Annotated in this window: 12 protein-coding genes; 9 read left to right on the top strand and 3 right to left on the bottom strand. The window is 72.6% G+C overall.

From position 1 onward, the window contains the following. The first annotated feature begins 247 nt into the window (after positions 1–247). From O4J56_RS20410 to O4J56_RS20385, 6 genes are all read left to right on the top strand, one after another. Positions 248–1,666 carry a replication initiator gene (locus O4J56_RS20410; protein ID WP_333563816.1) on the top strand — a complete coding sequence of 473 codons (1,419 nt, stop codon included), beginning with the start codon at positions 248–250 and terminating at the stop codon, positions 1,664–1,666. 321 nt (positions 1,667–1,987) lie between these two features. Continuing rightward, complete coding sequence (locus O4J56_RS20405; protein ID WP_270687796.1) at positions 1,988–2,185, top strand: helix-turn-helix transcriptional regulator; 198 nt, start codon at positions 1,988–1,990, stop codon at positions 2,183–2,185. Further along, positions 2,182–3,687: a tyrosine-type recombinase/integrase gene (locus tag O4J56_RS20400; protein ID WP_270687795.1), complete on the top strand. Its 1,506-nt coding sequence runs from the start codon at positions 2,182–2,184 to the stop codon at positions 3,685–3,687. The genes O4J56_RS20405 and O4J56_RS20400 overlap by 4 nt, the downstream gene beginning before the upstream one ends. A 472-nt stretch (positions 3,688–4,159) precedes the next feature. Next, complete coding sequence (gene lnt, locus O4J56_RS20395) at positions 4,160–5,824, top strand: apolipoprotein N-acyltransferase (protein ID WP_270687831.1); 1,665 nt, start codon at positions 4,160–4,162, stop codon at positions 5,822–5,824. An 87-nt stretch (positions 5,825–5,911) separates the two neighbouring features. Next, entirely contained in the window at positions 5,912–6,499 is a 588-nt protein-coding gene (locus tag O4J56_RS20390) for an FxsA family protein (protein WP_270687794.1), read from the top strand. 145 nt (positions 6,500–6,644) lie between these two features. Continuing rightward, the gene (locus O4J56_RS20385) at positions 6,645–7,427 is read left to right on the top strand and encodes an HAD-IIA family hydrolase (protein WP_270687830.1); all 783 of its coding nucleotides are present in this window, start codon (positions 6,645–6,647) and stop codon (positions 7,425–7,427) included. 125 nt (positions 7,428–7,552) lie between these two features. Here O4J56_RS20385 and O4J56_RS20380 read toward each other — a convergent pair whose 3' ends face one another. Next, positions 7,553–7,936, bottom strand: a complete 384-nt coding sequence (locus tag O4J56_RS20380; protein WP_026123636.1) for an RNA polymerase-binding protein RbpA — start codon at positions 7,934–7,936, stop codon at positions 7,553–7,555. 203 nt (positions 7,937–8,139) lie between these two features. Then, positions 8,140–8,544 carry a nitroreductase family deazaflavin-dependent oxidoreductase gene (locus tag O4J56_RS20375; RefSeq protein ID WP_270687793.1) on the bottom strand — a complete coding sequence of 135 codons (405 nt, stop codon included), beginning with the start codon at positions 8,542–8,544 and terminating at the stop codon, positions 8,140–8,142. Between the two features lie 272 nt (positions 8,545–8,816). On the opposite strand from O4J56_RS20375, the gene O4J56_RS20370 reads away from it, so the two are divergent. Genes O4J56_RS20370 through O4J56_RS20360 form a run of 3 tightly spaced genes read left to right on the top strand, consistent with a single transcriptional unit; the run spans position 8,817 to position 11,894 of the window. Then, the gene (locus O4J56_RS20370) at positions 8,817–10,145 is read left to right on the top strand and encodes an ABC transporter substrate-binding protein (RefSeq protein WP_270687792.1); all 1,329 of its coding nucleotides are present in this window, start codon (positions 8,817–8,819) and stop codon (positions 10,143–10,145) included. Then, entirely contained in the window at positions 10,138–11,073 is a 936-nt protein-coding gene (locus O4J56_RS20365; protein WP_270687791.1) for a carbohydrate ABC transporter permease, read from the top strand. The genes O4J56_RS20370 and O4J56_RS20365 overlap by 8 nt, the downstream gene beginning before the upstream one ends. Next, a complete protein-coding gene (locus O4J56_RS20360; RefSeq protein ID WP_270687790.1) occupies positions 11,070–11,894 on the top strand; it encodes a carbohydrate ABC transporter permease in 825 nt (274 codons plus the stop codon). Before O4J56_RS20365 ends, O4J56_RS20360 begins: the two co-directional genes overlap by 4 nt. A gap of 28 nt (positions 11,895–11,922) precedes the next feature. Here O4J56_RS20360 and O4J56_RS20355 read toward each other — a convergent pair. Continuing rightward, on the bottom strand, positions 11,923–13,283 hold a 1,361-nt coding region (locus O4J56_RS20355), incomplete at its 5' end, for an MFS transporter (protein ID WP_270687789.1).

The raw sequence follows: 13,283 nt of genomic DNA, 5'->3' as shown, positions 1-13,283 counted from the left end.
ACCGATAGGCGATCCACCCCGGCACTTTCGTTTGATAATGGAAGTGCGGGCAGGGAAACGCGTTGTTCGTAGAACCGGAGTTGGTGCTGTGACCTGCGATTTCTATGGGGGTGGACATTCCTGTGGGTGTCGGTGAGCATTGAACGCAGAAGGCGAACGCTTGTTCTAGCCGGACCGTGGGGGCGCGGTGTTTTCTGGGGAATCGAACGGGATAAACGGTAGGTGGGCGGAGGCGGCCCACAGGCGGATGGTCCGGGAGGATTTCCCCTCCTGGCGTTCGCAGGTGGAAAGGGTCTCGGGGTGTGTTCGGCCGGTGCGGGTGGCGGGGTCGGCTGCTGCGGCGGATTCGGGCTCGGGCGAGGTGCTGGCGGCGTTCTCCTCGCGGGATGCGCCTGATGGTGTGGTGTTGGTGGCGTGCGGGGACCGGCGGGCTTCGGTGTGTCCGGCCTGCTCGGAGCGGTACAGGCGGGATCTGTGGCATCTGGTGGCCTCGGGGATGCGGGGGCGCGACGGCGCTTCGGCCGACGACGCGGTGCCCGGGACGGTCGGGGCGCATCCGAGGTTGTTCGTGACGCTGACGGCTCCGTCCTTCGGTCCGGTGCACACTGCGCGGGGCGGGGGGTGCCGTCCGCGCCGGTCGGGTGCCAGGTGTGTGCATGGTCGGCCTCTGGGGTGCGATCTGGTGCATGAGGCGGACCACCGGGTGGTGGGCACGCCGGTGTGTCCGGAGTGCTGGGACTACACGGGTGCGGTGCTGTGGAACGCGCATGTGGGTGAGTTGTGGCGGCGCACCCGGATCGCGGTGGGGCGGGCGCTGGCCCCGGCGGCCTCGGCCGCGCTCGGCCGTCGCGTGACCGTCCGCGAGGTTGACCGGCTGCTGCGGGTGTCCTACGTCAAGGTCGCTGAGTACCAGCGGCGGGGGCTGGTGCACCTGCACGCGGTGGTGCGCCTGGACGGGGTGGACCCGGATGACGCCTCGGCGGTGGTGGCGCCTCCGTCCTGGGCGACGCCCGCCCTGCTGGCCGGTGCGGTCCGCTCGGCCGCTTCCTCGGTGTCGTTCGCGCTGCCCTCCCCGGACGGGGCGCTGCGCTCGTGTGAGTGGGGGCCGCAACTGGACGTGCGGGACGTGACCGCCACGGGTGAGGACGATCCGGCCAGGTTGGCGGCCTACCTGGCGAAGTACGCCACCAAGACGGCGGCCGACAGTGCTCCGGGGGCGCTGGCGCATCGTCTGCGGCGTCTGGACCTTGCGGGTCTGGTGGCGAAGGTGGGGCCGCATCTGGCGCGGATGGCGGCCACGGCGTGGGCCCTGGGCGGGCGCCGCGACCTGGAGCACCTGGGGCTGCGTCGGTGGGCGCATGCGCTGGGGTACCGGGGCCACCTGGCGACCAAGTCCCGGCGGTTCAGTACGACGATGGCCGCGCTGCGGGCGGTGCGGCGCACGTGGCGGGCCCGCCAACGCGTGGAAGAGGGGTCGCCGGATCCGTGGGCGCAAGCCGCGTCCGGGGACGCGGTGCTGCTGGGCCAGTGGGCTTACGCGGGGACCGGGTTCACCGGCCTGGCCGATGCGGACCTGGCGGCGGGGATCACGGCCGACCTGGAACACGCACGGCGGGAGTACCGCGAGCTGCTGGCACGTGAAGCGGCGCTGGCCCGTGAGCTGTGAGGCGCCCCCGGACCCCGGCGGCGCTTACGGGGCAAGTCTGCGCGCGAAGCGCGTCCACTCCTTCCACCTTCCTGGTGCTTCTCCGGCGGCCCCGGCCACAGAGCAGGAGAACTGCGCGCGTAGCGCGTCCTATGCGCCTCGGCGCCCGCCGGGCGAAGGGGTGGGTGGTCGGGGGTTTGGCCTGTGGGCCGCCCGCCGCGCGCCCGTCAACCTAATGGAATGGAATTCCTGGTTTTTGTTTGGCCTTTTCCGGTCGTTTTTCGTGGCCCGTGGCTGGCCCGTGGCGAATGGCCGTGAGTCGGTTTCTGCGGAGGTGGGGAGTTGAGCGGGGATGGGGTGCTGACCGTGGCCGGTATGGCGCGTGAGCTGGGTTTCAGCCGCCGGACGGTGTACCGGTGGATAGAGCGCGGAAAAGGACCGAGAACGTTCAAGTCCCCCGGCGGCAGCATTCGGATTAACCGTTCGGATTTCATAGAATGGGTGCGAACCAATCAGCTAGACGGAAGGAACCGCGGATGAGTGCAGGCGCGCAAGACATCCAGTTCTGGGAAATCCGCAAGCGGGCCAACCGGCGCAAGCCCTGGGAACTGCGGTGGCGCATCGACACCGTGGAGAAGTCGCGCTCGTTCCTGACCAAGGAACTCGCGACCACCCACAAGACCGACCTCCACCGCGCGGCGCGCAACGGCGAACGGTTCTCCACCGTCACCGGTGAGCCCGAATCCTGGGCCGCCTCTCGGGAGTCGGTGTGGTCGCTGCTGCGCTCCTATGTGCGCCACGCCTGGGCGCACACCACTTCGGGCAACACCCGCTCACTCGTCGCTAGCCACGCCGTGCACCTGGCCATGGCCTCCGTCGACGACGCGCGTGCAAAGCGCCACAAGGCCCCGGCCCCGGCCGCTCGGGTCCGCAAAGCCCTCAACGCGGCGCTGGCATTCCGCGTGCACTCCGGCGCGGCCCGGCCTGAAGACCGCATCCTGCCTCCGGACGAAGGCGCCTTCTCGGAGCTGGACCGGGCGTGCCTGGCCTGGGTGGAACGGGTCTCGCTGCCGGTGTCGCAGATGGGCGACAAGACGGCCGCAACCAAGGTGCTGGAGCGCTGCTCCATGCGCGTGGACGGACGCGGCCCGCTGACAGCCAGCTCGGTGCGGCGTCGGCGCGGGGTGTGGAGCCTGGCCCTTGACCATGCGGCAGAGCACAAGATGATCGCCTCCAACCCGATCTCGGGGGCCCGGTTCTCCCGGTCGCGGGCGGCCGATGCGGTCAACCCCCGCACCGTGCCCAGCTACGAACAGGCATCCCGGCTGGTGCGGGCCCTGCTGGACACCGGGCGGGCACGCGATGACTTCCTGGCGGGCTTCTTCGGCCTGGCCTACCTGGCGGGCACCCGGCCCAGTGAGACGCGGGCCGTGCGCGAACAGGACATCATCTGGCCCGAACAGGTCACCGACCCTGACGCGGTGCCCGGGTTCGGGGTGCTCATGGTCTCCGGGGCGCGCACCGAGGTGCCCGCGCGCTACACCGACTCCGGCCAGCACGGGGAGGCCCGGGAACTCAAGCACCGCGAGGTGGACGAAGTGCGGCCGGTGCCGCTGAACCCGGAAGCGGTGGCGCTGCTGCGGCGCCACCTGGCCCGGCACGGCACGGCCCCGGACGGGCGCCTGTGGTGGCAGACCTCCGCCCCGCACGGGGAGTACGCGGTCCTCTCGGGCGCGGTCTACCGGCGGGCCTGGGAGCGGGCCCGCAAGACGGCGCTCACGCCCTCGGAACTCTCGCTGGGGCTGGCGGTGCGGCCGTACGATCTGCGGCACGGGTGCGCGTCCTGGCTGCTGTACGCGAAGGTTCCCGCCCCTGAGGTCGCCCGGCGCCTGGGCCACACCATGGACGTGCTGATGCGCACCTACGCGCACTGGTTCGACACCGGGGTCCACACGGCGAACGGTCAGGTCAAGACCGCGCTCGACAAGGCCGGGCCATTCACGGGCCAGACCGGCCCCGACAACGGCGAGACCGACCGTTAGCCCAGGTGGAACGGGGTGCGGGCCGAACAGCCCACAACTCCACGCACGATGACCTCGGGGCGTGCGAGGCGCCCACCGCCCGGCCGGGGCCCGTGAGCGGGGGACCTGCTGTGCCGTCGCCGCTTCTTCAGCGCGGCCACGCACACGCCGCACGCCCGACAGCGCTACCGCGCGTGCCGCCGACCTGCGTCGTGGCCACCCGATCCTGCACACCCTGGCGGCCCTCCGGCCGAGCCGAGCCGGGAAGCGGGGGCGCGCCTCCGTGCCCCCCCCCCGGGGGTGCTCGGCGGCCCCTGGGGGCGGTGCAGAGCCGGGTGGTACTGTTGCGCCGTACCGGGCCCAAGGCCCCGGTGCGCCATCCCCCTCCCCGCAGAGCAGCAGAGCAGACGTCCCGGCGCCGACGGCCGACCGGCCGCGCGCCCTCCCCGCCCCGACGCCGGGCCCGGGGACGCAGGTGGAAAGCGAGCCGCACGTGGTAGCCGAGGGCACCCGCTCCGACGCCTGCGACGCCGAGGGCACCGGGCCCGCCCCGCCGGCCCCCGCCCCCTCCGCGCACGGCCCCCGCCCCGGCCGCACCGCCCTGCTGCGCGCCGCGGCCGCCGCCGCGGCCGGGCTCGCCCAGCTCCTCTCCCTGCCGCCCTACGGCCTGTGGTGGCTCGGCCCGATCGCCGTCGCCCTGCTCGGATGGGCGCTGATCGGCGTCCGCCTGCGCCGCGCCGCCTGGCTCGGCCTGCTCTCCGGCGCCGCGCTCATGGTGCCGCTCATCCAGTGGCAGAACGTGTTCGGCGCCGACGTGTGGCTGGTCATCGCCGCCGCCGAGACCGTCTACTTCGCCCCCATGGCCATGGGCATCGCCGCCGTCTCGCGGCTGCCCGGATGGCCCGTGTGGACCGCCGCCATGTGGGTCCTCCAGGAGGCGGTGCGCGCCCGCTTCCCGCTCGGCGGCTTCCCCTGGGGCAAACTCGCCTTCGCCCAGCCCGACACCCCCTTCTCCGGCTACGCCGCCCTGGGGTCCTCGCCGCTGGCCTCCTTCGCCGTGGCCCTGAGCGGCACGCTGCTGCTGGCCGCCGTGCTCGGCGCCGTCCGCGCCCGCGCCCGGGGGCTGGGCCCACGCGCCCTGGCGGTGCCCGCCGCCCTCCTGGCCGGAGCGGTCGCCGTCCCCCTGTTCGGCATGGCCGCGCCCCGCATCGGCGCCCCGGCCACCGACGACACCGTCACCGTCGCCCTCATCCAGGGCAACGTGCCCAACGTCGGCGAGATGGACATCCTCGGCGAGCGCATGCAGGTGCTGCAGAACCACGTCGACACCGTCGAGGAGCTCGCCGAGGCCGTGGACTCCGGCGAGGTGGAGCGCCCCGACCTGGTCGTCCTCCCCGAGAACGCCAGCGACCTCGACGCCTACTCCGACCCCGAGGCGGCCGCGCTCATCGACCGGGCCGCCGAGCGCATCGGCGCGCCCCTGCTCTTCGGGATCACCCGCTACAGCGACGACGGCACCGAGCGGGAGATCCGCAGCGTGGTGTGGAGCCCCGAGGACGGGCCGGGCGACCACTACACCAAGCGCTACCTGGTGCCCTTCGGCGAGTACATCCCCTTCCGGGACTTCTTCACCCGCTTCGTGAGCCGTCTGGAACAGGTCGGCAGCGACGGCGTCCCCGGGACCGAGCCGGGCGCCCTGCCCATCGGCGGCACCACGCTGGCCACCGCCATCTGCTTCGACGTGGCCTTCGACCTGCCGCTGCGCGAGGCGGTCGCCGAAGGCGGGCAGATCATCGCCGTGCCCACCAACAACGCCAACTACAACTTCACCGGCCAGTCCGACCAGCAGCTCGCCATCACCCAGCTGCGGGCCGTCGAGCACGGCCGCCCCGCCGTGGTCGCCGCCACCAGCGGGGTCAGCGCGTTCGTCGACCCGGACGGTTCGGTCGCCTACCGTTCGCCCGAGGCCGAACGCGCCTGGCAGGTCGCCGAGCTGCCCGCGAAGGAGGGGCTGACCCCCGCCACCCGGCTGGGCGCCCTGCCCGAGGCGGCCCTGTCCGCCCTGGCACTGGGGGCCCTGGCCGCCGCGGCCGTGGCGGCGCGCCGCCGCCGCGCGGCCGACCGGCCGGCCGCGCCTCAAGGTGAGACGCGGGTGTGAGCCGGGTAGGGGCGGTCCCGGGCGGGAACGCCGCGCCGCCCGCATGCGTTGTCACGGACGAAGACCGCGACGCCGAGGATGGTGCCCATGCCCCTGCTGATCGTGTTGGCGCTGATGGCGCTGCCGTTCGCCGAGATCTGGCTGATGATCGCGGTGGGCGGCTGGATCGGCGTCCCCTGGACCATCGCCCTGCTGTTCGCCTTCACCGCCCTCGGCGTGCTGGTGCTGCGCCGCGCCGGCACCCGCGCCTTCCGTGAGTTCGAGGAGTCGCTGCGCGTGCAGGCCCAGGCCTACCGGGACGCCGGAGGCGACCCGCAGGCCATGGCCAAGGCCCTGCGCGAGGGCGACTCGGACCGCTCCCGCGACGGCATGCTGAGCGCCCTGATGCTCATGGTCGGCGGCATCCTGCTGATCATCCCCGGGTTCATCACCGCCGCCGTCGGCGGGCTGCTGGCCCTGCCGTTCACCCGTCCGGCGCTGCGCTGGGCCTTCTCCGCCTGGGCCGACCGCCGGGCCCGAGCGATGGGCGTGACCGTGGTCCCCGGCTCGTTCGCCCCCTCCGGCGCGGGTGCGCGCGGAGGCCCCGGCGACGGGACGGGGCGTGCGCCCGGCAGCGGCAAGGTCATCCAGGGCCGGGTCGTCGACCCGACCGAGGAGCCCGGCACCGCGGGCTGAGGCCCGGCACCGCGGGCTGAGCCGGCCGCGGCCCGCGCGCCCGCCGAACGGGCGAACCAGGCGTTTCAGGGGTGTCCCCGGCGCATCCACTCGTGGCCCGGGGGACAATTGAGGCGTGAGCAACGAACCGCGGTGGAACTACCTCATGGACATGGACGGGGTGCTGGTGCGCGAGGAGCACCTCATCCCCGGCGCCGACGCCTTCGTCACCGAGCTGCGCGACAGCGGCATCGGATTCATGGTGCTGACCAACAACTCCATCTACACGCCCCGGGACCTGCGGGCGCGGCTCAAGCGCACCGGCCTGGACATCCCCGAGGAGTCGATCTGGACCTCCGCGCTGGCCACCGCCCGGTTCCTGGACGAGCAGCGCCCCGGCGGGTCGGCCTACGTGGTGGGGGAGTCGGGGCTGACCACGGCCCTGCACAACGTGGGCTACGTGCTGACCGACCGCGATCCCGACTACGTGGTGCTGGGCGAGACCCGCACCTACAGCTTCGAGGCGATCACCCGCGCCATCCGGCTGGTGGAGAACGGGGCGCGGTTCATCGCCACCAACCCCGACGAGAAGGGCCCCAGCCAGGAGGGCTCGCTTCCGGCCACCGGCGCCATCGCCGCCCTGATCGAGCGGGTCACCGGGCGCGACCCCTACTACGTGGGCAAGCCCAACCCGCTGATGATGCGCTCGGCGCTGCGCGCCATCGGGGCGCACTCCGAGTCCACGCTGATGATCGGCGACCGGATGGACACCGACGTGCGGTCGGGGCTGGAGGCGGGCCTGAAGACGGTCCTGGTCCTGTCGGGCATCTCCGACCGGGACACCGCCGACCTGTTCCCCTACCGGCCCACGAAGGTGATGGACTCGGTGGCCGACCTGGTGGGCATCACGGCCGACCCCTTCGGCACCGGGGGCGCCGCCCCCGAGTGACCGGGCGCCCCGCTCCCGCCCCGGAGCGGCGACGCGCAAAGAGGCGGGGGCCCCGAACACCCGGGCGCCGCCTCTGCGTATTCGAGCGGCACATCCGCCGCCGCGCGCCTTTCGGCATCCCCTCCTCAGGCGCTCTTGCGCTGCGCCGCCACCGTCTCCATGTGCTCCCGCTCCTCGCGCCGGCGCGCCCGCAGGAGCTCGAGGCGCTCGGCCAGGACCTCTTCGAGCTCTTCCATGCTGCGGCGCTCCAGCAGCATGTCCCAGTGCGTCCGGGCGGGCTTGGCCTTCTTCTCCTGCGGCTCCTCGCCGTTGACCATCAGGGCGGTGTCGCCGCAGAAGCGGCACTCCCAGTTGGACGGAATCTCGGCCTCGGTCGCGAAGGTGACGGAGAAGCGATGACCCCGAGGGCAGTCGTAGGTCACCTCCTGGCGAGGCGCCAGGTCGGTGTTGCGGTCGTTCTCGTAGCTCGTCGCTCCGAGCCGCGTGCCGCGAAGTGCTCGCTCGGCCATCGTGTACATGCCTCCAGGCGCTCTAGCGGTCTTCGTGGATGTAACGCTCCGGTCCGTCTCAAAGATTCCCCGGACTACCGCGGTCCAACCGTGCGATGATAATGGGTTGATCGGCTGCCCGCGCAGCGGGGTCCCCTTCGGGGCGGAGCGGCCGTGGAGGCGGGCGCGGCCGGGACGTGCCTCCGGGCACGGCCCCGCGGGCGTCAGGAGACGCGGTCCAGGACCACCACGGGGATGTCCCGGTCGGTCTTGGCCTGGTAGTTGTCGTAGTCGGGCCACACGGCCGCCATCACCGGCCAGAGCCGCTCCTTCTCCTCCCGGCCGGCGGTGCGTGCGCGCGCCGTGAACCGGTCGCCGAGCACCTGCACCCCGACCTCGGGGTCGGCCTGGATGTTCTTGTACCACTGCGGGTGGTCGGCCGCGCCCCCGTTGGAGGCGACCACCACATAGGAGTCCCCGTCGGGCCGGTAGATCAGCGGGGTGCTGCGGGGCCGCCCCGACGACCGCCCCGTGGTGGTGAGGATGAGGACCGTGGTGCCGTTCCAGTCGTGACCCTCGGCGCCGTCGGTCTCCTGGTACCGCTGCACATGCTCTTTGCCGAACAGCATTCGCCGTCCCTTTCCCCGGTGGTCCTGTCGTCGGTCCTCCCGGTGGCCGAGTGCCACCTGGCCCTCCTGTTACCCCATGGGCCCCGGTCGGAACCACCGCCCACGCCGTCCGTCCGCACGCCTCCGCACGCCTCCGCGCGCCGCCCCCGCCAGGCCGCCGCTCCCGGCCACGGTCCCGCCCTTGTCGGCGGAGCAATGGTTTTCGTACGGTACGTAACCGATTCGAACGACGGGTAAAGCGGGTAAAGGGGGGATCCGCAGGGAGGGGGAGCATGCCCATCACTCGTCGCCGGTGGCACCCGGCGGCCTCCGCCGCAGCGGGAGCGGCGGTCCTCGTCCTCACCGGCTCGTGCGCCGTGCTGTCCACGAGCGTGCGCGAGGACGACGTGCCCGACACCGTCTCCACCGCCATCACCGGCGAACCGGTCACCCTCAGGCTGGCCTACACCGACGACCCGCCCACCCAGGCCCTGGTGGACGGATTCACCCGCCGCCACCCCAACGTCACCGTCGACCTCGAGCGGACGCAGTTCAGCGACTACGTCAAGACCGTCAAGCTCGCCATGTCCTCCGACGACCCGCCCGACATCGCCCAGTACAACACCGGCGCGATGAACTCCCTGGTCCCGGCCGGGCTCATCCTCAACCTGGACAAGCACGCCGCGGCCTACGGGTGGGAGGACAAGTTCCCCTCCAGCGCCACGGACCCCCTGCGCACCGACCAGGACGCCGAGCGGTTCGGCAGCGGGAGCCTGTACGCCGTGCCCGGGTCGCTATCGGTCCTGGGCGTCTTCTACAACAAGGACATCCTGGCCGACGCCGGGGTCGAGGAGCCGCCGCGGACCCTCGGCGCGTTCGAGGACGCCCTGGAGCGGGTGCACGCCGAGGGCACCACGCCCGTCGGCAACGGCGCCCTGGAGGTGGGGGGCTTCCAGATCTGGAACGCCCTGCTCAATGTGACCGGAGACGAGCAGGACTACCGGGACTGGGTCTACGGCGCCCCGGGCGCGACCATCGAGACCGGCGCGGCCGAGGAGTCCGCCGCCACCCTGACCCGCTGGGTGGAGAGCGGCTACCTGTCCGAGGGGGCCAACGCCACCTCCGACATCGACGCCCAGGCCGACTTCGCCGCGGGCGGCAGCGCCTTCCTGATCACCGGGAACTGGGCCGCCGCCCCGCTGGCCGAGGAGATGGGCGAGGACGTCGGGTTCTTCCTCATGCCCGGCCCCGAGGGGACGGTGCCGGTCGCCTCCGGCTCCAGCGTCGCCTACGCCGTCTCCTCACAGAGCGAGCACCCCGACGTGGCCGCGGCCTTCCTCGACTACCTCGGCTCGCCCGAGGCCGCCCGGATCCAGGCCGAGAGCGGGTTCATGCCGGTCGATCCGGAGGCCGCCGAGGGGCAGGGCGGCGTGATGGGCGAGATCAACGCCGGCTTCGCCCGGGTCATCGAGGAGGAGGGGCTGGTCCCGTTCCCCGACTACGCCACCCCCGGAATGCTGGACCAGCTCACCCCCGGCGTCCAGGGGCTGGTGGCCGGGGTCACGACCGAGGAGGAGTTCCTGCGTACCCTCCAGGAGGAATGGGAGGGCGACCATGGGTGACCCCGCCGTGACGGGCGCCCGCGCCCCCGGGGCCGGGCGGCGCGGACCGCGCCGGAACGGCCCGGGCGGCCGGAGGGGCGGGCGCGGGTGGCTCTTCCTGCTCCCGGCCGTGGCCGTCTACTTGGCCTTCACCGTCTACCCCGCGGTCAGCACCCTGCAGTTCGCCTTCCTCGAATGGGACGGCGTGGCGCCGCCCGCCTGGGCGGGGTTCGACAACTTCGTCCGGGTGGCGGCCGAACCGGTGCTGGGACGCGCGGTCCTCAACGCCCTCGTGCTCATCGTCTTCTTCACCGTCCTGCCCATCCTGCTGGGGCTGCTCATGACGGCCCTGCTCGCGGGCGGGGTGCGCCGCGGGACCGCCTTCTACCGGGTCGTGTTCTTCCTGCCGCAGGTCCTGCCGCTGGTGGTCGTGGGCACCACCTGGCGGTGGATGTACAGCGAGGACGGGATGGTCAACCAGGCCCTCGGACTGGTGGGGCTCGACCACCTCACCCGGGCGTGGCTGGGGGACGAGGGCTTCGCCCTGGCCGCCCTTGGGGCGGTCGGCACCTGGATCATGAGCGGGCTGTGCATGATGCTGTTCATGAGCGGCGCGCAGCGGGTCGACCCCGCGCTGCACGAGGCGGCCGCCATCGACGGGGCCGGCCCGGCCCGGCGGTTCCTCAGCGTGACGCTGCCGGCGCTGCGCAGGGAGATGAGCATCGCGGGCGTCATCACCACCATCGCCGCGCTGGCCAGCTTCGACCTGGTGTTCGTCACCACCAACGGAGGGCCGGCCGGGGCGACCGACGTGCCCGGCCTGCTGGTGTACCGACTGGCGTTCAACGAGGGCGACATCGGCGCCGCCGGGGCGCTCGCCGTGGTGCTCACCGTCTTGGTGGTCGTGTTCGTCGGCGGGATCCGGCTGCTGGCCAGGGAGGACGCATGAGGCCGAGCGCCGCGGGGCAGGCCCTGCGCTACGCGTTGCTGAACCTGATGGCCCTGGTGGTGCTGCTGCCCTTCGCCGGGATCGTGCTGGCGGCGCTGCACCCGTCGGGGAGCCGGGTGGACGGGGTGTCCGTGCCCGACCGGTGGTCCTGGGAGAACTTCGCCCTGGCCTGGGAGGCGGGCGGGTTCGGCGACCTGATGCGCTCCAGCCTCATCGTCAGCGGGGCCGTGGTGCCCCTGACCGTGCTCCTGGCGACGATGGCCGGGTTCGCGCTGTCGGTGCTGGGGGTCTGGGGCGGCCGGGTCCTGTCCCTGGGGTTCGTCCTCGGGCTGACCGTCCCGGTCGAGCTGCTGGTCATCGCGCTCTACTACAACCTGCGCGAGGTCGGCCTGACCGACGCCTACACCGGGGTGGTGCTGGCCGAGGTGGCGCTGTTCCTGCCCTTCGGCGTGTACTGGATGCAGTCCCACTTCGCCGGAGTGCCCCGCGAGCTGGTGGAGTCGGCGCGCATGGACGGCGCGCGCGACGGAACCGTGCTGTGGCGGGTGCTGCTGCCGGTGTCCTGGCCGGCGGTGACGACCCTGACGGTGCTGGTGTTCATGTGGTCGTGGAACCAGTTCCTGCTGGTGCTGGTGATGCTGCAGGACCCGTCCATGCGCACGGCGCCCACCGGGCTGGGGCTGTTCGTCGGCAGGTACGGCACCGACGTCCCGCTGCTCGCGGCGGCGAGCCTGATCGTGATCGCCCCCATCGTGGTGGTCTACGTGGTGTTCCAGCGCAGCTTCGTCGCCGGGATCACCCGGGGCGCGGTCAAGGGGTAGCCGGGCCCGGGGCGCACGCCCCGGGCCCTCACACCCGCTCGGGCTCCTCGTTGCCCACGTCGCGGATGCCCTTGCGGAAGTCGGTCCTCCACAGCAGGAACCCGCCGAGGATGAAGAAGGCGACCAGCGAGAAGATCGCGACCCGGTAGCCGCCGGTCAGCGTGACCGCGATCGTCACCGCGAACGAGCCCAGGAACGTCGATCCCCGGTCGCTGATCTGGTAGACGGCGAAGTACTCGGCCTCCCGGCCGGCGGGGATGAGCTGGGAGAACAGCGCCCGCGCCAGCGCCTGGGAACCGCCGAGCACCAGGGCGATGCCCACGCCCAGCGCCATGAACAGCACCGGTTCGCCCGCGGGCAGCAGGTACCCCAGGGTGACCAGCACGCACCACACGCCCAGGGTGGACAGCACGGCGTTCTTCGGCCCGATCACCCGCGCCAGGCGGCCCACCGCCAGCGCGCCGCCGAACGCCACGAACTGGATCATCAGGATCGTGCCCATCATGACCTCTTGGCCGATGCGCAGGTCCTGGGTGGCGAACGGGGCGGCGTAGCGCACGGCGGCCTGGATGCCGTCGTTGAAGAAGATGAACGCCAGCAGGAACAGCAGGGTCTGCGGGTAGCGGCGCATCCCCTTGATGGTCTGGGCGAACTGCACCACCGTCAGCTTCGGCGTGGGACGGCGGCCGGACAGGGCCAGGTCGGTGTAGCGGTTGCGCAGCGGCTTGAGCGCCAGCACGGTGAACCCGGCCCACCACACCCCGGCCGAAGCGAAGGCGATGCGCACCGCGTCGGCCTGGCCCAGCCCCAGGTCGTCGGCCATCAGCACGAGGGCCAGGTGGGCGGCGAGCATGGTGGCCCCGCCCAGGTAGGCCAGCGCCCAGCCGGTGCTGGAGACCCGGTCGCGCTCGTCGGGGGTGGCGATCTCGGGCAGGAAGGAGTTGAAGACCGCCAGCGAGGCGCCGTAGACGACGTTGGCCACCAGGAACAGGGCGGCGGCGAGCAGCCACCGGTCCCCGGCGAGGTAGAGGAGGCTCACGGCCACCGAGCCGGTGAAGGCCAGCCAGAACAGCCACCGCTTCTTGTGCCGGGAGCGGTCGGCCATCGCGCCGACCACCGGCAGCAGCAGGATCTGCAGCAGGATCGCGGTGGTGGTCACCGCCGGGTACAGGGCGTTCGCGTGCAGCTTGATGCCCAGCGGATACACGTAGTAGGGGCCGCCGGTGCACACGGCGGTGTCCGGCGCCCCGGCGGCGGCGCAGGCCAGGCCGCTCAGGTAGGGGCCGATGAGCACGGTGACCACCGAGGTGATGAACACCTGGTTGGCCCAGTCGTACAGGTACCAGCCCCGCTGCTCCCGCTTGCGCTGGGCGGGGTCGGGGGAGGGGG

The organism is Nocardiopsis endophytica, from assembly GCF_027706725.1.
Classification (GTDB): domain Bacteria; phylum Actinomycetota; class Actinomycetes; order Streptosporangiales; family Streptosporangiaceae; genus Nocardiopsis_A; species Nocardiopsis_A endophytica.
Note: the sequence above shows the minus strand (reverse complement) of the source record. Positions and strands in the feature narration are given on the sequence as shown.

Excerpts from the sequence above, each read along its gene's own strand:
- O4J56_RS20360 (WP_270687790.1), top strand. The coding sequence starts at position 11,070 with ATGAGGCCGAGCGCCGCGGGGCAGGCCCTGCGCTACGCGTTGCTGAAC.
- O4J56_RS20375 (WP_270687793.1), bottom strand. The coding sequence starts at position 8,544 with ATGCTGTTCGGCAAAGAGCATGTGCAGCGGTACCAGGAGACCGACGGC.
- O4J56_RS20410 (WP_333563816.1), top strand. The coding sequence starts at position 248 with ATGGTCCGGGAGGATTTCCCCTCCTGGCGTTCGCAGGTGGAAAGGGTC.
- O4J56_RS20380 (WP_026123636.1), bottom strand. The coding sequence starts at position 7,936 with ATGGCCGAGCGAGCACTTCGCGGCACGCGGCTCGGAGCGACGAGCTAC.
- O4J56_RS20385 (WP_270687830.1), top strand. The coding sequence starts at position 6,645 with ATGGACATGGACGGGGTGCTGGTGCGCGAGGAGCACCTCATCCCCGGC.
- O4J56_RS20400 (WP_270687795.1), top strand. The coding sequence starts at position 2,182 with ATGAGTGCAGGCGCGCAAGACATCCAGTTCTGGGAAATCCGCAAGCGG.
- O4J56_RS20370 (WP_270687792.1), top strand. The coding sequence starts at position 8,817 with ATGCCCATCACTCGTCGCCGGTGGCACCCGGCGGCCTCCGCCGCAGCG.
- O4J56_RS20390 (WP_270687794.1), top strand. The coding sequence starts at position 5,912 with ATGCCCCTGCTGATCGTGTTGGCGCTGATGGCGCTGCCGTTCGCCGAG.
- O4J56_RS20365 (WP_270687791.1), top strand. The coding sequence starts at position 10,138 with ATGGGTGACCCCGCCGTGACGGGCGCCCGCGCCCCCGGGGCCGGGCGG.